The 15,596-nt window shown below is 65.9% G+C and carries 19 protein-coding genes; 11 read left to right on the top strand and 8 right to left on the bottom strand.

All coding sequences use genetic code 11. The annotated features are described in order from the left end of the window. Nucleotides 1-45: 45 nt before the first annotated feature. Nucleotides 46-624: a UbiX family flavin prenyltransferase gene (locus tag ILT44_RS21680; protein ID WP_239468433.1), complete on the bottom strand. Its 579-nt coding sequence runs from the start codon at nucleotides 622-624 to the stop codon at nucleotides 46-48. Then, the gene (locus ILT44_RS21675) at nucleotides 621-2,138 is read right to left on the bottom strand and encodes a UbiD family decarboxylase (RefSeq protein ID WP_201861249.1); all 1,518 of its coding nucleotides are present in this window, start codon (nucleotides 2,136-2,138) and stop codon (nucleotides 621-623) included. The genes ILT44_RS21680 and ILT44_RS21675 overlap by 4 nt, the downstream gene beginning before the upstream one ends. A 113-nt stretch (nucleotides 2,139-2,251) precedes the next feature. Here ILT44_RS21675 and ubiT point away from each other — a divergent pair, with 113 nt between their 5' ends. From ubiT to ILT44_RS21620, 11 genes are all read left to right on the top strand, one after another. Further along, entirely contained in the window at nucleotides 2,252-2,815 is a 564-nt protein-coding gene (ubiT, locus tag ILT44_RS21670; RefSeq protein ID WP_201861248.1) for a ubiquinone anaerobic biosynthesis accessory factor UbiT, read from the top strand. Next, entirely contained in the window at nucleotides 2,806-3,783 is a 978-nt protein-coding gene (gene ubiU / locus ILT44_RS21665; RefSeq protein WP_204241699.1) for a ubiquinone anaerobic biosynthesis protein UbiU, read from the top strand. The genes ubiT and ubiU overlap by 10 nt, the downstream gene beginning before the upstream one ends. Before the next feature lie 18 nt (nucleotides 3,784-3,801). Further along, on the top strand, nucleotides 3,802-4,701 hold the full coding sequence (gene ubiV / locus ILT44_RS21660) for a ubiquinone anaerobic biosynthesis protein UbiV (protein ID WP_204241698.1): 900 nt from the start codon (nucleotides 3,802-3,804) through the stop codon (nucleotides 4,699-4,701). Nucleotides 4,702-4,866: 165 nt separating this feature from the next. Then, on the top strand, nucleotides 4,867-6,003 hold the full coding sequence (locus ILT44_RS21655) for an NnrS family protein (protein ID WP_204241697.1): 1,137 nt from the start codon (nucleotides 4,867-4,869) through the stop codon (nucleotides 6,001-6,003). 261 nt (nucleotides 6,004-6,264) lie between these two features. After that, nucleotides 6,265-6,642 carry a hypothetical protein gene (locus ILT44_RS21650; protein ID WP_204241696.1) on the top strand — a complete coding sequence of 126 codons (378 nt, stop codon included), beginning with the start codon at nucleotides 6,265-6,267 and terminating at the stop codon, nucleotides 6,640-6,642. A 19-nt stretch (nucleotides 6,643-6,661) separates the two neighbouring features. Next, complete coding sequence (locus ILT44_RS31515; protein WP_204241695.1) at nucleotides 6,662-7,024, top strand: YbaN family protein; 363 nt, start codon at nucleotides 6,662-6,664, stop codon at nucleotides 7,022-7,024. Nucleotides 7,025-7,177: 153 nt separating this feature from the next. Continuing rightward, the gene (gene ccmE / locus ILT44_RS21640) at nucleotides 7,178-7,636 is read left to right on the top strand and encodes a cytochrome c maturation protein CcmE (protein WP_204241694.1); all 459 of its coding nucleotides are present in this window, start codon (nucleotides 7,178-7,180) and stop codon (nucleotides 7,634-7,636) included. 55 nt (nucleotides 7,637-7,691) lie between these two features. Further along, complete coding sequence (locus ILT44_RS21635; protein ID WP_204241693.1) at nucleotides 7,692-8,957, top strand: TCR/Tet family MFS transporter; 1,266 nt, start codon at nucleotides 7,692-7,694, stop codon at nucleotides 8,955-8,957. A gap of 109 nt (nucleotides 8,958-9,066) precedes the next feature. After that, nucleotides 9,067-9,285, top strand: a complete 219-nt coding sequence (locus ILT44_RS21630; RefSeq protein WP_204241692.1) for a hypothetical protein — start codon at nucleotides 9,067-9,069, stop codon at nucleotides 9,283-9,285. 69 nt (nucleotides 9,286-9,354) lie between these two features. Continuing rightward, complete coding sequence (locus ILT44_RS21625) at nucleotides 9,355-10,518, top strand: cytochrome P450 (RefSeq protein ID WP_204241691.1); 1,164 nt, start codon at nucleotides 9,355-9,357, stop codon at nucleotides 10,516-10,518. Between the two features lie 74 nt (nucleotides 10,519-10,592). Next, the gene (locus ILT44_RS21620) at nucleotides 10,593-11,309 is read left to right on the top strand and encodes a Crp/Fnr family transcriptional regulator (protein WP_204241690.1); all 717 of its coding nucleotides are present in this window, start codon (nucleotides 10,593-10,595) and stop codon (nucleotides 11,307-11,309) included. A gap of 186 nt (nucleotides 11,310-11,495) precedes the next feature. Here the strand turns inward: ILT44_RS21620 and ILT44_RS21615 are convergent, their stop codons facing one another. The 6 genes from ILT44_RS21615 to ILT44_RS21590 form a co-directional block, all read right to left on the bottom strand. Next, a complete protein-coding gene (locus ILT44_RS21615; RefSeq protein WP_204241689.1) occupies nucleotides 11,496-11,726 on the bottom strand; it encodes a hexameric tyrosine-coordinated heme protein in 231 nt (76 codons plus the stop codon). 145 nt (nucleotides 11,727-11,871) lie between these two features. After that, a complete protein-coding gene (locus ILT44_RS21610) occupies nucleotides 11,872-12,291 on the bottom strand; it encodes a c-type cytochrome (RefSeq protein ID WP_201861236.1) in 420 nt (139 codons plus the stop codon). A 99-nt stretch (nucleotides 12,292-12,390) separates the two neighbouring features. Continuing rightward, nucleotides 12,391-13,083, bottom strand: coding sequence for a DUF4142 domain-containing protein (locus ILT44_RS21605; RefSeq protein ID WP_204241688.1), 693 nt, complete (start codon nucleotides 13,081-13,083; stop codon nucleotides 12,391-12,393). 72 nt (nucleotides 13,084-13,155) lie between these two features. Then, nucleotides 13,156-14,154 (bottom strand): FAD:protein FMN transferase, encoded by a 999-nt coding sequence (locus ILT44_RS21600; RefSeq protein WP_204241687.1) that lies wholly within the window; start codon nucleotides 14,152-14,154, stop codon nucleotides 13,156-13,158. Nucleotides 14,155-14,164: 10 nt separating this feature from the next. Then, nucleotides 14,165-14,758, bottom strand: a complete 594-nt coding sequence (locus tag ILT44_RS21595; RefSeq protein WP_204241686.1) for a nitrous oxide reductase accessory protein NosL — start codon at nucleotides 14,756-14,758, stop codon at nucleotides 14,165-14,167. After that, nucleotides 14,755-15,570 (bottom strand): ABC transporter permease, encoded by an 816-nt coding sequence (locus tag ILT44_RS21590; protein ID WP_307826616.1) that lies wholly within the window; start codon nucleotides 15,568-15,570, stop codon nucleotides 14,755-14,757. Before ILT44_RS21590 ends, ILT44_RS21595 begins: the two co-directional genes overlap by 4 nt. Between the last annotated feature and the right edge of the window lie 26 nt (nucleotides 15,571-15,596).

Here is a 15,596-nt window from a genome sequence, read left to right as displayed (position 1 = left end):
AGCCGGTCTCCCGCCGGACTAGGTTGAGCTCGCCTCAGCGGGATATCACCCAAGCCCGCCCCACGGCTCGGCCAGAGCGTCGATGTTCAGGTTGAGCAGGTCGATGGCGCGGCGCGCCGTATGTTCAATGATGTCCATGACCGACTGGGGCCTGCGGTAGTAGGCGGGAACCGGGGGCGCGATGATGGCTCCAATCTCGGTTGCCGCAGCCATCATGCGGATGTGGCCAAGGTGCAGCGGGGTCTCGCGCGTCAGCAGGACAAGCTGGCGGCGTTCCTTCAGGTGAACGTCCGCCGCACGTGCAAGAAGGTTGTCTGCCGAACTGCTCGCAATCGCCGACAGGGTCCGCATTGAGCAGGGCGCCACGATCATGCCCGCTGTTCGGAATGAGCCGCTCGCAATGGTCGCGCCGACGTCATCGATGGAATGGCGAAAGGAGACGAGCGCCTCGACCCGACGGAGCGCATCAGGGCCGACTTCATGGCCTATCGTGCGTTCTCCACTGTGGGAGACGACCAGATGGGTCTCGCAGCCTGCCGCTGCGAGGAGATCGACGATCCGGATCCCGAGTATGGCGCCCGATGCGCCGCTGATGCCGATCACGACCCGGGGCATTGTTCTCATGCGACGCTCCTCAAGGGGGCTCGATCAAGCCCGAGTTTGCTCCAGATCGTGTCGAGCCGGGCCTCGACGGTGGGATCCATCTGGAGAACCACCCCCCATTCGCGGTCAGTCTCGGATCCGATCTTGTTTGTGGCATCAATGCCGAGCTTGCCGCCCAGACCAGCGCGAGGCGACGCAAAGTCCAAATAATCGATGGGCGTGTCGCTGATCGTGACGAGATCGCGGGAAGGGTCCGAGCGGGTCGCGACGGCCCACATCACGTCGTCCCAGGAGCGCACGTCGATGTCCTCGTTCACCAGGATGAGGAGCTTCGTATAGGTGAACTGCGGAAGAAGCGACCACAGACCCAGCATCACACGGCGGGCTTGCCCCGCGTAGCGCTTTGCGATGGACACAACCGCAATCCGGTACGAGCAGGCCTCCGGCGGCAGCCAGACATCCCGAACCTCCGGAAACTGGCGCTTCAGAAGCGGAACGAACAGCTCGTTGAGCGCCTCGCCGATGCGCGACGGCTCGTCCGGCGCGCGCCCGGTGAAGGTCGAAAGATAGATCGGGTTCGGGCGCATGGTGATCGCCGTCACGTGCATGACCGGAAAGGGCTCGACGGCGTTGTAGTAGCCGGTGTGATCGCCGAAGGGGCCTTCGGGTGCGGTTTCGTCGGCGGACACGAATCCTTCGATGACGATCTCCGCCTCCGCAGGCACGACGAGGGGCACGCTTGCGCACGGCATAAGCTTGGGGCGCTGACCCCTCAGGAGGCCCGAGAAGCGCAGCTCGGACAGGGTCTCCGGGAGAGGCAGGACAGCCGAGAGGATGGTGGACGGGTCTGCGCCGATCACGACCGCCACTGGCATTGGCTTGCCAAGGGCTTTCCAGCAGTGATGATGGCGGGCTCCGCCGCGGTGCGCGAGCCAGCGCATGATGGCCCGGTCACGCCCGAGCACCTGCATGCGGTAGACGCCGACATTGTAGTCGTCCACGCTTGTGCTATCCGGCGGGCACGTGACCACCAGCGGCCACGTGATGAGCGGCGCCGGCTCGCCTGGCCAGCAGATCTGGACGGGAAGCCGTCCCAGATCGACGGCATCTCCCAACAGCACGGTCCGCCCTCCGGCGCCGGTCGCCTTAGGGCGCATGGAAAGGGCCGCCCGTGCCAGGGGGAGCTTGCTCCAGGCATCTGTCAGGCTCTGCGGCGGACGGGGCTCGCGCAGTTCGGCCAGCGCTTCGCCAAGCTCCCGCAGGCCATTGGGTTGCACGCCGAGGCCCCAAGCGACACGCTCGACGGTTCCAAACAGGTTCACCAGGATTGGCATGTCCGCTACCTGTCCATCCGGCTGCAACGGCTGCTCAAACAGAAGGGCCGGACCACCTTCCTGAAGCACCCGCCGGTGGATCTCGGTGATCTCGTGCGCCACCGAGACAGGTTCCCGAATCCGCACGAGCTGGCCTCTTGCCTCAAGGAAGGCGACGAAGTCCCAAAGGTCGGAGAAGAAGGGCAGGTCACGGCGCGGCATGGATATCCTCAATGCGGGAGCCACGTCATTCAAGCAGGGGAGTGCGCCTGTCTTTGTTCCAGCGCAAACACAAGCTTGGCAGCTCGTGGTAGGGCGGCTTCAAGGATGCTTCCATGACGCCATCGCACACCTCTACCGCGGCCTTCCCGGCCTTTGTTTCCGCTGCCCTGCGGCCTCTTCCCTTAGGGCCACTCCAGCTGTTCCTATCGGCTGTGCTGCGCCGGATCGTGCGCCACCACCCGCGCATCTTTGACCGCCTCGGTGCGCATGCAGGAAAACGCTACGGCCTCGCCCCATCCGATCTGCCGTTCGCCTTCGTACTGCACACGGCGCCGCACGCCCCGCGGATCGTTGTTGTGCGCTCCCTGCCGGAGCGACTCGATGCCAGGATCGCCGGCCCGCTTCGTGCCCTGATCGGCATGGCCGACGGCTCCTTTGACGGCGACGCGCTGTTCTTCTCCCGGACCATCGCGGTTGAGGGAAACATCGAGGCCGTGCTGGCGCTCCGGAATGCCGTCGACGATGCCGGCGTCGACGTCCTGAGGGAGGGAGCGGCCGTGCTCGGCCCACTGGGCCAATTCGGCGAAGCCCTGATGCGGCATCAGCGAAACCGGAGCACCGCCGACCGTCCTGGCAGCACGGCTTCGGGATCAGGTGAGGCTTCGTCATGGAACTGATTTGCCCGGCCGGCACGCCGTCCTCGTTGCGCACAGCCGTCGATGCTGGAGCGGATGCCGTCTATTGCGGCTTCCGCAACGAGACCAATGCCCGAAACTTTCCTGGGCTGAACTTCAGCCCGGAGGAACTCGCGGAAGGGGTGACCTATGCGCATCGGCGCGGCGCGAAGGTGCTAGTGGCGATCAATACGTTTCCCCGCGCTGGAGCCATCGGCCTCTGGCATCAGGCTGTCGATGATGCCGTCAAAGCCGGCGCCGCTGCGCTCATCCTCTGTGACATTGGATTGATGGCTTACACGGCGGAGCACTATCCTGGCACACGCCTGCATGTCTCTGTCCAAGCGGCGGCGGCCAACGTCGACGCGATCCGCTTCTATGTGGAGCGGTTCAATGCCAAGCGGGTTGTGCTGCCGCGCGTGCTGAGCGTGCCGGAGATTGCTGCGATCACGCGCGGCACGGCCTGCGAGGTCGAGGTCTTCGTATTCGGAGGCTTGTGCGTGATGGCGGAGGGACGCTGCTCCCTCTCATCCTACGCGACCGGCCTGTCGCCGAACATGAACGGCGTCTGCTCGCCGGCCAGCCATGTCGCCTATGAGGAGCAGCACGGCACGATCACGTCCCGTCTCGGCGGCTTCACCATCAACAAGTTCGGGAGTGGCGAGCCGGCGGCGTACCCTACCCTGTGCAAGGGACGCTTCAGGACAGATTTGTCGACTGGCTACATCTTTGAGGACCCGGTCAGCCTCGATGCCGCGACGCTCCTGCCGGGCCTGCGGGACGCGGGCGTGACGGCGCTGAAGATCGAGGGGCGGCAGCGCAGCCGCGCCTACATTGAGAACGTGGTGCGCTCCTTCCGTGAGGCCTTGTCTGCGCTGGACGAGGGGCGCCCCATCCCGGCCGGCATGCTCCGGCCGCTAAGCGAAGGGCAGAGCAACACGTTGGGCGCCTATCGCAAGACCTGGCGATGACCCGGCAAGGAGAACGACATGAAGCTGACACTCGGGCCGGTCCTGTACAACTGGGAGCCTTCCGTCTGGCGCGACTTCTATTTCCGCATTGCCGACGAGGCTCCGGTCGACATCGTCTGTGTCGGTGAGGTTGTGTGCTCGAAGCGGCTTCCGTTCTTCCAAGACCTGGTGCCGGAGGTGGTGGAGCGCCTCGCCGCGGCGGGCAAGGAGGTGCTGCTGAGCTCGCAGGCTCTGATCACCCTGGAACGGGAACGCCGGCAGACAGCCTCCCTCGCGCGAGAGGCGGACCTCCTCGTCGAGGCCAATGACGTCACTGCCCTTGCCCATCTGGTCGGCCGTCCGCACGCGGTCGGGCCCTACGTCAACGTCTACAACGAATCGACCCTGGCCTGGCTGGCGGGCAACGGCGCGCGGCGCGTCTGCCTGCCTCCCGAACTGCCTGCAAGCTCCATAGCAGCCCTGGCGAAGGCGTGCTCCGATGTTCAACTGGAGGTCTGGTCATTCGGACGCGTGCCGCTCGCAATCTCCGCCCGCTGCTATCACGCCCGCCTTCACAAGCTCACGAAGGACAATTGCCAGTTCGTCTGCGGCAAGGATCCTGACGGGCTGCCGACCGACACCCTGGACGGGCAGGCGTTCCTGTCCGTAAACGGCGTTCAGACGCTCTCCTCGACCTACGCCAATCTAATCGGGAGTCTTCCGGATCTGGCGGCGATGGGCGTCGCTGCCTGTCGCCTCTCGCCGCAGACCTGCGACATGATCGCTGTTGCCGGCGCGTTCCGCGGCGTCGCCGATGGAATGCTCGATCCTGCGGAGGGTCAACATGCTCTCGACCTGATCTGCGCAGAAGCATCCTTCTCCAATGGGTTCTTCAGTGGCACCGCCGGTGCGCACCACACGGCAGCCGCTGCTGTTTAATGGCCTCCCCTTCGAAACGCTACGGGGCGTGATCAACATGCGGAAGGTCTGGAAACCTGAACGGATCCATTAACCCTCCGGGTGAACCCACCGTTCCCTGAGCCCGAGTCCTGAGAAGCCACCATTTGAGGCAGTTGGTTGACAAGAATCTCCAGCGAGGGATCTGTGGGACGCGAGAGCGAAAAAGAAGGACCGGAAGTGTGGGGCGGCCAAACGTCTCGAGCCGCCTTTGTGCTTGCATGCATGTCAGCCATCAGGGCCATGGCAGCAGGTGCCGGTGATCCAAGCTGGCATCTTCGAGAGTTGTTGGTGATCTTCGTTCCGATCCTTCTGATCGGCTTCTTGTCTGTGGCGCTTCCGCGCTGGACCAAGCGCACCATTGCACCTCGTGGAAGCCTTGAAGTCCTGCTCGCCTGCCACGCAGCAGCCTTCATCTTTGGGTTTTTCGCCCCGGAAGCCAGTCTTCTGCTCCACGCCATTGGCGCCTGCTCGGCAGTGGCAATCGTTATGCATCACTCAAGAGGTTCGAGAGCCGCCAGCACCACGTACATCACCGCCTTGATCGGCATCCACGCTGTTGCCGGATTCGTGCTGGCATGCGTACCGGGCTGGAACCCTGCGTTCACCAGAATCTGCCTTTCTGCCGTTGTACTGCTCTGCCTGGAGGTGGGGGGCAGGATTGCGGCAGCCCTCATGGGTGCAGCCTTCCAACGCGAGGGATTGGAGCCTCCAAAGTCGACCGTTGCAGGCCTCTTGCTGAGCCACCGACTTTCTGCCATCGCTGCGGTCACGCTGTGGTCGGTGGGCTTGCCATCCTCGATTCCGGCGTGCATCGCAGGGTTACTAGGGATTATCCGCCTGATCCTGCTCCGACCCTGGAAGGTCCATCCGGTGGCAGGGGTAATCGCAGTTCTTGCGGGAGTTGCCTGTCTGAATGCCGGGTTCCTGGGCCTGGCTGTATCCCTGGTGACGGGTTACCCATTGCCTGATGCCGCGGTCATCCACGTATGGTCTGTTGGCGGTCTCGGAATGACGGCAGTAGCCGTTATGACCAGCGTCACACGCAAACGTGCCAAGATACCGTTCCGGCCAGCACTGCTGGCCAGCCTTGCTTATGCTTGGATTGCAGCAGCAGTGGTCTTGCGGCTTTTTGCCATCACGCTGGACGGGAGCAGCCAAGAGATCCTGCTTGCTGCGCGGCTTGGCTGGATTTGTGCGTTTTCATGCTGCGCGATCTTTGTCGAGGTCGGCTCACGCAGGGGCCAGTGGAGGAACGCGAGAGAGCGGTTCCAGACTCCGTAGAGATCGGCTGCACGGATGGAGTCGAAAACCAGTTGATGTCGTTGTCTCTGGTCTTGTCACACCACACGCCCATTGTCACACGATTGCTGGGCAACCGGTTCCCCGCGCCGCCTTCGTTTCCACCGTTCGACGCTGATCCAGAGGGTGCCGGGATTTCAGCCGCTCTGCTGAAACTAATGCTGCCGAGTTTGTTCCAGAGCAAAGTCGTGGCGCTAGCCTGTGGCAGCATCGTCGAACAGCATGGAGGCTCCCATGGGTTTGATGACCACGATCATACGCTGGCGGTCCAACCGAAAGGCTGGCCACGAACTGACCTCTCTTGATGCGGATGAGCTTGGGGCGCTGGCCCGGGACGTCGGGCTTTCCCCGGACCTATTGACCCGCCTGACCGCGCGCGGCGCCGGTGGTGGCGGGGAATTGCCGCGGCTCCTGCGCGCCGGCGGCCTCGTCCCCGAGAGGATCGGGCGCACGCATCCGGACGTCATGCGCGACATGAGCATCGTCTGTGCCGGCTGCTTGGTTGCCCGGCGCTGCCGGCGCGATCTCGACCGCGGGTGGGCGCCCGTGGTGCAGCGCTACTGCCCCAACACCGAAACCATCAAGGCCCTGCAGGCGGAACGGTGCCACGTCGTCTCCTGATGCAGCCGCTTTAGATCCTGTGCGCAAGCTTCATCACTGTCTCGGGTATGGGAGCATCACGCTGGCCGTGCTCGGCCTGGTCCTGCCGCTCCTGCCCACGACGCCGTTCCTGCTGCTCGCCGTCTGGTGCTTTGCCCGCTCCGATCCGGAGCGGGCCGAGCGGCTTTGCCGCCACCCGAGGTTCGGATCCCTGCTCCTGAACTGGCGCGACGAGGGAGCCATCCCGCTTCCCGCGAAGGCGGCGGCCGTCGGCGCGCTTGGTCTCTCCTACGCAACGATCCTGTGGTCCACGGACAGCAGGCCCCTGCACCTGATCCTGGCTCTCATCATGGGCGGTGTCGCGCTCTACTTGGTCACGCGCCCACGGCCCAGCCGGGCATGACGGATGCGGCCCGGGCCCGTCGGCTGCGGCTGAATGGCATGGCCTCTCCGCCTCTCCAAAGCCTTTGAGGGCAAGGTGCTTGCGCTCGGTCAAATTCAGGTCGCCGCGCCGGTGCTACAGAAGGGCGTGACTGCAAGCCTGGAGACCTGACGCATGACCCGCAAGCAAAGGCGCCTTACCCTGATCGGGACTGGATTGGCCACGATTGCCGCCGCGCTCGGCCTCGTTTCCTTCGCCATGCGCGACACCATCGTGTTCTTCCACACGCCGACAGAGGTTCAGGCCAAGGGCGTTGCGCCCGGCGTCCGCTTCCGCCTCGGCGGCCTGGTGCAGGAGGCCTCGGTCCAACGGGGCAGGGATCAGGTCATCGCCTTCAGGATCGAGGATGCCAACGGAGCGGTGGGCGTGCAGTATCGAGGCCTTCTGCCCGACCTGTTCCGCGAGGGGCAGGGTGTCGTCGCCGAGGGCATGCTCGATCCGGCCGGGACCTTCAAGGCCGACACCGTGCTCGCCAAGCATGACGAGAACTACATGCCGCGCGAGGTGGTGGACGCCTTGAAGAGCCAGGGCCGTTGGCAGGGAGAGGATCCGGGCGGGACCGGATCGCCCTAGCGCGCTATTTCCCTGTGAACCCGCCATCCTCGGACACCTGATGAAACATCTGCCCATGCGATTTCGTCGTCCCCGCCGCGCAACCTTGCCTTTTCTGGTGATCACGGTCGCCCTCGACCTGTTGGCGTTCGGCATCATCATCCCGGTCCTGCCGCGCCTGGTGCAGGACTTCCTTGGCGGCGAGGCCGTCAGCGCTGCGCAGGTGTACGGACTGTTCGGCCTAACCTGGGCCGTGATGCAGTTCTTTGGCGCACCGGTCCTGGGGGCGCTGTCCGACGCGGTCGGGCGCCGTCCCGTCATCCTGCTGTCCAACCTGGCGCTCGGTTTCGACTACCTGCTCATGGCCGTCGCTCCCGGCGTGGGCTGGCTCCTGGTCGGGCGCGCCGTTGGCGGCCTGGCCTCGTCGAGCTTCACCGCCGCCTTCGCCTATGTCGCCGACATCACCGACGCAGACCGCCGCGCGGCCGGATTCGGCGTGATCGGCGCGGCCTTCGCCTTTGGCTTCATCGCCGGGCCGGCCCTTGGCGGCATGCTCGGTGCCGTAGACCTGCGGCTTCCGTTCTGGATCGCGGCGGGGCTGTGTCTGGCTAACGCGCTGTACGGCGTCTTTGTCCTGCCGGAGTCGCTGCCACAGGAGCGGCGCACGCCGTTCACCTGGAGCAAGGCGAATCCCGTGGCCGCCCTGCGGCTGCTGCGCTCGAACACGGAGGTGTTCCGGGTTTCCGCAGTGCTGTTCCTTTCCAACCTGGCGCACGAGGTCTTCCCGGCGGTGTTCGTACTCTATGCCGGCCACCGCTACGGGTGGGACCAGGTCACCATCGGCCTCTCGCTGGCGGCTGTCGGCATCGCCTCAGCCGTGGTGCAGGGCGGGCTCGTGCGCCGTGTCGTGCCGCGACTGGGCGAGCGGCCGACCATGGTGGCGGGCCTCGCCTGTGGCGCCGCCGGCTCCCTGCTCTTCGGCCTTGCCCCGAGCGGGGGCTGGATCTGGCTGGCCATCCCCGTGACGGCGCTGTGGGGCCTGTTCGGCCCCGCGGCCCAAAGCGAGATGACCCAGCGGATCGCGGCCTCGGAGCAGGGGCGGCTGCAGGGCGCCCTCAACAGCCTGCGCGGGGTGAGCGGCCTTGTCGGTCCGGTTCTGTTCACCACGAGCTTCGCCATGGGGGCGTCCCACCCCGGTCCGTCCCTCGCCTGGGGCGCCCCGTTCTTCGTGGCCGCGATCCTTCTCCTGCTGGCTCTCGCCGCCGTTGCGCCGGCCATCCTTGGCCGAGGGCTTCCAGAACTAAAGGCGGCTCCGCGGGTGGCTGGCCATTTCGGCGAGTGACCACCGCTCGCCCGGCACCACACGTAAACGCACGCTTGTTTGTCGTGGAGCAAAGCAGCGCGCCACCGGCGGTGCGACAAGCGTGCATTGTCCGCTTCGGAGCCTGCCGATGATCGCTTCGTTCCACCGTTCCCTTCTGCGCGCTCTCGGTCAGGGACTCGCCGCCCTGGCGCTGCTGGCCGGGATGGCCCTGATGGCCCTTGCCGCGGGCCTGGCGCTCCTCGGGGCCATGATCGGGCTTCCGATTGCTATCGGCCTCATGGCGGTGCGGCAGCGCCTTCGGGGCGGGTCCGAACCGCCCATCGCGGGTACTTTGCACCGGGCGTGACGCGGCCAGGACAAGCACCCGCTTCAGCGGCAAACAGCACCCACACCCTTCCTGGCATCAGATATATTCATGAGCAACAGCCCACAGCTTGACTGGGATCCACGGTCCCCGGCCGTTTTTGATGACCAGATCGCCGCCTACGACCGCATGCGCGGCCACTGTCCGGTCGCCCGCAGCGATTATCTGCACTGGTCCGTGTTCGGGCACGCGGACGTGCTGCGGGTGCTGGAGGACCACGACACCTTCAGCAACGCCGTCTCCCTCCACCCCTCCGTGCCCAACGGCATGGATCCGCCTGAGCACACTGCGTACCGGGCGCTCATCGAGCCGTATTTCGCGCCGGAGCGGGTGCGGGCATTCGAGCCAGCCTGCCGGGGCATTGCCGCCGACTTGGTGGACCGCCTGCCGACCAGCGGCGAGGTCGAGCTGATGGGCGACTTCGCCCACGACCTCGCTCTGCGGATCCAATGCGCCTTCATGGGCTGGCCGGCGGAGCTGCATGAACCGCTGCGGCAATGGATCCGCCGCAACCATGAGGCGACGCTCTCCGGCGACCGGGCCGCCACCGCGGCCGTGGCGCTGGAGTTCGACGGCTTTGTCCGGGATCTGCTGGACGCGCGCCGCACAGCCGGGGATGCCGCGCCCGATGACGTCACCACCCGCCTGCTTGCTGAGCGGATTTGGGATCGGCCGCTGACCGCCGAAGAGATCGTCAGCATCGTGCGTAACTGGACGGTGGGCGAGCTGGGCACCATCGCGGCCAGCGTCGGGATCCTGGCGCACTACCTGGCCACCCGTCCCGACCTGCAGTGGCGCCTCCGAGAGGACGTGCCGCTGCTGCCTGCTGCGATTGACGAGATCCTGCGCATCCATGCCCCGCTGATCGCCAACCGCCGGATGACGACCCGGGCGGTGGAGATCGGGGGCCGCCGGCTAGAGGCGGGGGCGCGCATCAGCCTGATCTGGGCCTCGGCCAACCGCGACGAGGCCGTCTTCGGCGATCCGGACGCGTTCCGGCTCGACCGTGACCCGGCGCTCAACCTGCTCTACGGCGCCGGCATCCATGTCTGCCCGGGAGCGGAGCTGGCCCGGCTGGAGCTGCGAGTGGTCATGGAGGAACTCCTGGCCCGCACGCGTGCGTTCGCGCTCATGCCGGACAGGCCTCCGGTGCGGGCGACGTACCCGGCCGGCGGATTCACCTCGTTGGCTTTGCGGGTTGAGCGATGCTCCTGACCGAACGACCCGAGCCCGGACCCGCGCGTTGGTCCAGCGATGGACCAACAGATGCCGGAGACCGGGACGAGCCCATGCGTGATGGTGTGGAGACCATAGGCCTTCTGGCCGGGCTTGCGCCGGAGGTCGCCGCCGACCTACTGCGGCAGGCGCAGCGGCGGACGGTGCATGCCGACGAGGTGCTCTTCACGGCCGGGCAGCCCGCCCGCTCGGTACACGTGCTCGCCTCCGGTGCCGCCAAGTTGATGCAGACCACACCCAAGGGCGCTCGGATCATCGTCAAGTATGTCAGGCCCGGCGAGGTCTTCGGCAGCCCCGCCCTGCTGGACAAGTTCTATCCCGTGGATGCCGTGTCGGTCATGGACGGCGTGGAGCTGCAGTGGCCCTCGGAGCTGCTCAGGACCTTCATCGACCGGCAGCCGCGCGTGGCGTTCAATGTCATCCACGATCTGGAGACACGCCTGCGCGAGATGGAGGACCGGCTGCGGGACCTCTCGAACGAGCCGGTCGAGCACCGTCTGGCGCGCGCGATCCTCAAGCTCGTCGACACCTTCGGCCGTCGGACCGACGATGGCGTCGAGATCCCGTTCCCGGTTGGCCGCCAGGACTTAGCGGACCTCATCGGCAGCACCCTGCCCACTGTGAGCCGGACGCTGCGCGCCTGGGAGACGCAGCGGCAGATCCGGCGCTCCCGGCGCCGGTTGGTCATCGCCGATGTCGAGGCCGTGGCCCGGTTCCTGTACCAAGAGACATCGCCGGAGTCCAAGCCCCGGCGGGCCGCGCGGCGCTAGTGCGCATCCAAGGCAGGACAGGGCGGAACCCCGAAAGGTTCAGCACGGCTGCAAGGCGATGGTATGCATGTCTCCTCCAGCCGTCAGCAGGCGAGCTTCACCTCTTTGCCCAGGCCGGCCAGACTACCGTTGACGCCGCCCGCGCAGGAGACTTGTCGGCATGCGCCGCAAGGACATCGCTGCCCCTCACGACCGCCAATGGTTGTTTGCCGCGGCTATCGTCTGAAAGTGGATGGCGATTACCTGAGAGATCGCGATGAGTTGAGCGGAGTCCTGCTCATAAGCCGCCCGCAGCTTGTCCCGGACCTGATCGGAAGGTTGGGTTAGCTTGACGCCCACCCGTGAGAGCTTGACGGCGAGGTCGAACCCCTCCTGGGGTGTCGCTGTGACCAGCGAAGAAAGCCAAGAATCGGTCATTGGATGTCTCTCCTGGATGCTGTGGAACGCAACCGGGATGGCTGCACTTGGCGGGGTGATCGGGGGAGTATGCAGAAGCCGGGCGAGAAACGGGATATGGCTCGCTCCCGTTCGCCTGGAGCCTCCATACCTGCCGTTGGGGATCTTACCGGGCGGCGAGCTGCTGGACCCCTGAAAGCCCTGCGGACTTCTGTCCCGCGGCATCGAACTGCTTGAGGTAGGCGATCAGGTCCTTGATGCGCTGCTCGTCCTTGAGGCCCGCATAGACCATCTTCGTGCCTGGCACCTTGGCCTTGGGATCCTTGATGTATTCGGCAAATACTGCCTCGTCCCAGGTGATGCCTGAGTTCTTGTTGGCAGGGGAGTAGTTATAGCCCTCGACCGTTCCCGCGTTGCGCCCAAAGAGACCATTGAGCACGGGGCCGACCGCGTTCTTGGCAGTCGGGCCGACTTGGTGACAGGCACGACACTGGGCGAATACTTTCTCGCCGTTGGCCGCATCTTGTGCTTGGGCGAGCGTAGGGCCCAAGGCCAGGAAAACGGATACGATCAGAGTTTTGCGCATGGAGGGCTCCTTGCAGGTTGTCGGGCAGTCGGGAGAAGATGTGCGGACCTAGCGGACTAACTCAAGTAATCGAGCCGGTCCGCTAGCCCCTTTAGCCGATCAGTCGGACTTCTTCTTCGGTTCCGTAATGGTGCCTGTAGAGGCGGGCTGCCCATTCGGTGCCGCGCTGGCAGACTGGAGTATCCGTTGCGCTTCCGAAAGCTGAGACTTCATCTCGGGCACAGCTGCGTTCGCCAACTCGCTGAACTGGCCCTGCTGACCCAGCTTCTCCAGGTCGCTGATCGCCTGCGGATATGACTGCACAACCCACTGGGCGACATTGACGCCGAACTGCGTCTCGTCGGCGTCGCGGGCCAAGCTGTCGAAGGTGCCACGCTCCTTCTCCGGGATTTGGACGTCCCTCAGGTCAGGGGCCGCGGCGGTCAGGGCCCGGTTGATCCGGCTGTTGGTGAGAATCATCTTGTCGCCGAGATCGTGCACCGCACCGCTCGTGTGGCGCTTCGAGGCGAGATTGCCGTATTGCTGGGCCGTGATCGCATTCCTGGCAAGGCTTTCGGCGGTTGGCTTCATTTCGGCCGGCAAGGGAGCGGCGGCATTGACCTGGGGCGCATGCACCGTGCCGCCGTGGCTCTCGGGACGACCGCCGTCTTTGTGCGGATCGGCCATCGGGCTGCTCGTCGGGTTCTGCTCGGCCCGAGAGGGCGTCATCGAACGTGGCTGTTCCTGCTGGGCCGTTGCCGGAAGGGCCAAGAGCAGGGCGCAGAGCGCGGTTGCTCCAAGATGTGCCGTCATCGTCAATCTCCTGCCGTTGGATGGTGGGTCAATGATCCGCACTTGGTACAGTTCCTGGCACCGTCGCGGGGCTCAGGCGTGGAGCATGATGGTTTCTCCCGATGCCGTGAGCAGGTGGACCCGCCCCTTTCCAAGCCGCTGGACCGCCTGCCGGATGTCCTCAGGCGGGAGCAGGCTGAACGCGGTCGACAGCGCGTCCGCCGCCGCTGCCGTTGGCATGATGGTCGTGACGCTTCGGTATCGATGGGCTGATGTCCCCGTGCTCGGGTCGAGCAGGTGGTTGAAGCGGCCTTCGGGATCGAAGCGGAAGCCATAGCTGCCGGAGGTGGCGACCGCCTGGTCGATGGCGTGGACCGTATCACGGACTTGGTCCGGGTGGTCGGGATCTGCCATGCCAATACGCCATGGCTCGCCCGACGGGCGTGGCCCGATGGCCCGCGGCTCGCCCATGTCGACGAGACTGCTCTCGATGCCCCCGGCACGCAGGATGTCCACGACCCGGTCGGTGACGTAGCCCTGGGCAATGCCGTTCAGGGTCAGGCCCATGCCGCGCCGGGGCAGGGCGATCCGGTTCGCGTCGAACCTTACTTGGCCGAAGCCCACACGCTCCAGGACTGCCCCGACCGCGGAGGCAGGCGGCCCCTGCGGGTCAGCGTTGGGGCTGGAAAAGTGGTCCCGATAGAGCGCCCACAGGGCCTGCACGGTCGGATCGAACGCGCCGCCGGTCAGTTCCCAGCAGCGGCGGCACTCCGACAGGAGTTGCACGAACTCCGCAGGTGGCGCGACCAGGAAGCCCTGGCGGTTGAGAGTGGAGAGCGTCGAGTCCTCCCGGTAGAGGCTGAACACGGCCTCAAGGCGGCGAACCTCCGCAAGCGAGCGTTCGACCAGGCGCTCGGCGACGGTGCGGTCATGATGATGCACTTGCAGGGTTGCCACCGCACCCATCGCCTGACCACGCCAGGTCACGAGGTGGGCCTCGGCCCTTGCCCCAAGGGCGAATGGCATAAGGCTGAGACCTGCTGCGGCAGCCGTGACCCCGATGAGGCGTCGGCGGGAGAGGTGAGGGGACATGGGGGCCTCCCTAGTGGTGGGCGTGGCTACCTTTTGGCGCGGCTGGAGTGTCGTGGTCAGCATGACCGGCATGCCCCTCCTCGACGGAACTCGTCGTCTCGGCCGTCGCGCCCAGGACGTAGTCCTTGGGGACGTCCGCGAAGGCCATCACGCGCCCGCCGTTCTCGGTCGCGAATTTCTCAGCCGCTTCTTTGTCGGAGAAAGGCACCGCCTCGTCGGCGCCCATGCCGCCCTTCATCCGGCTGCCGACCACGAAGAAGGCCTTGCGCGCATCGACCCAGTTGCCCGTGCCGGGCTTGTCCCAGTCCGGGGCCTTTGCCATGTCCGACACGTAGATCGCGCTGATGTCCTTCGGCTCCTCCGGCAGCATGGTGAAGGAGATCGCGTCCCGCGCCGACGAGAACCACACCGGCTCCTTGCGGCTGGCCAGGATGATCTGCCCCTTCGGGCCCGTGTGCTCCAGCACGTTCATGCCGCAGTAATGACCGATGGCTGCTGCCGTCAGTTCCACCGGCGGCGGTGGGGCCTCGGCGGTCTTCTGGTCGTTGCATCCAGTGAGCGCGAGCGCACCGGAAAAGGCCGCGAGGAGAATTGTCTTTCTCATAGTTCTCTCCTGGAGAAGGCAAGCGCTGCGAGGCCGAGCGGAACGAGAGCCCAGGCGGCGAGCGCGGCAAGGAGGGTGGAAGGGTTCAGGGTCGCGGTCTGCGCCACCCCGGCCATGCCGGAGAAGGCGCTGACGCCGGCGGATCCCGTCAGGTTGAACAGGCGATAGGCGTCGGCCGGATTGAGCAGGAGGAGGGCATTGAGGACCCCGCCCGAGAGGATCTGCCCCTGATCGACCACGAGCATCCCGAGCAAGGCCATATCGTAGATCAGAACGAAGAGCAGCCAGACGCCGATGGCGATGCCGCCCGCCGTACCGCGCTCCCGCACCAGCGCGCTGACCAGATACCCGACGGCGATGAACGCGGCGCCGAGCAGGATCGACGAGCCGATCATGGAAGAGAACGCCCGCCAGCTCTCCGCGTCGATCTCCGCGCCCGTTGCGGCCAGGGCACCGGCGGCTGCGCCGTAGCCCAGCAGGGTCGCGAAGGCCAGGATCGACAGGTGGCCGACGAACTTGCCGAGCAGCACCTGCCAGCGCGCCACCGGGTAGCTCAAAAGTAGCAACATAGTGCCGCGCTCCATCTCGCCCACGATAGCATCGTGCGAGATCAGCAGCGCGATCAGCGGCAGCAGGAAGATCGTGAGGCTGGACAGGCTCACGATCACCACGTCGAGAGCACGCACGCCCACGGTGCCGGTGGGGGCGCTGCCGAGGAAGGTGAGCGAAAGCGCAAGGCCCGCCAGCAGCAGGGTCGTGGCTGATCCGCCCCCATTGAACTGGTCCACCCTGAAGTATGTCTTGAGGCTCACAGGAGGACCACAATGCCCAAGAAGCG

The sequence above is a fragment of the Microvirga arvi genome, assembly GCF_016892765.1.
Taxonomy (GTDB): Bacteria; Pseudomonadota; Alphaproteobacteria; order Rhizobiales; family Beijerinckiaceae; genus Microvirga; species Microvirga arvi.
The sequence above is the reverse complement of the archived record's forward strand: the minus strand, read 5'-3'. Positions and strand labels throughout refer to the sequence as shown.

Bases quoted from the DNA above. Each gene is read 5' to 3' on its own strand.
- ILT44_RS21680 (WP_239468433.1), bottom strand. From the start codon at position 624: ATGAGAACAATGCCCCGGGTCGTGATCGGCATCAGCGGCGCATCGGGC.
- ILT44_RS21675 (WP_201861249.1), bottom strand. From the start codon at position 2,138: ATGCCGCGCCGTGACCTGCCCTTCTTCTCCGACCTTTGGGACTTCGTC.
- ubiT (WP_201861248.1), top strand. From the start codon at position 2,252: ATGACGCCATCGCACACCTCTACCGCGGCCTTCCCGGCCTTTGTTTCC.
- ubiU (WP_204241699.1), top strand. From the start codon at position 2,806: ATGGAACTGATTTGCCCGGCCGGCACGCCGTCCTCGTTGCGCACAGCC.
- ubiV (WP_204241698.1), top strand. From the start codon at position 3,802: ATGAAGCTGACACTCGGGCCGGTCCTGTACAACTGGGAGCCTTCCGTC.
- ILT44_RS21650 (WP_204241696.1), top strand. From the start codon at position 6,265: ATGACCACGATCATACGCTGGCGGTCCAACCGAAAGGCTGGCCACGAA.
- ccmE (WP_204241694.1), top strand. From the start codon at position 7,178: ATGACCCGCAAGCAAAGGCGCCTTACCCTGATCGGGACTGGATTGGCC.
- ILT44_RS21635 (WP_204241693.1), top strand. From the start codon at position 7,692: ATGCGATTTCGTCGTCCCCGCCGCGCAACCTTGCCTTTTCTGGTGATC.
- ILT44_RS21630 (WP_204241692.1), top strand. From the start codon at position 9,067: ATGATCGCTTCGTTCCACCGTTCCCTTCTGCGCGCTCTCGGTCAGGGA.
- ILT44_RS21625 (WP_204241691.1), top strand. From the start codon at position 9,355: ATGAGCAACAGCCCACAGCTTGACTGGGATCCACGGTCCCCGGCCGTT.
- ILT44_RS21620 (WP_204241690.1), top strand. From the start codon at position 10,593: ATGCGTGATGGTGTGGAGACCATAGGCCTTCTGGCCGGGCTTGCGCCG.
- ILT44_RS21615 (WP_204241689.1), bottom strand. From the start codon at position 11,726: ATGACCGATTCTTGGCTTTCTTCGCTGGTCACAGCGACACCCCAGGAG.
- ILT44_RS21610 (WP_201861236.1), bottom strand. From the start codon at position 12,291: ATGCGCAAAACTCTGATCGTATCCGTTTTCCTGGCCTTGGGCCCTACG.
- ILT44_RS21605 (WP_204241688.1), bottom strand. From the start codon at position 13,083: ATGACGGCACATCTTGGAGCAACCGCGCTCTGCGCCCTGCTCTTGGCC.
- ILT44_RS21600 (WP_204241687.1), bottom strand. From the start codon at position 14,154: ATGTCCCCTCACCTCTCCCGCCGACGCCTCATCGGGGTCACGGCTGCC.
- ILT44_RS21595 (WP_204241686.1), bottom strand. From the start codon at position 14,758: ATGAGAAAGACAATTCTCCTCGCGGCCTTTTCCGGTGCGCTCGCGCTC.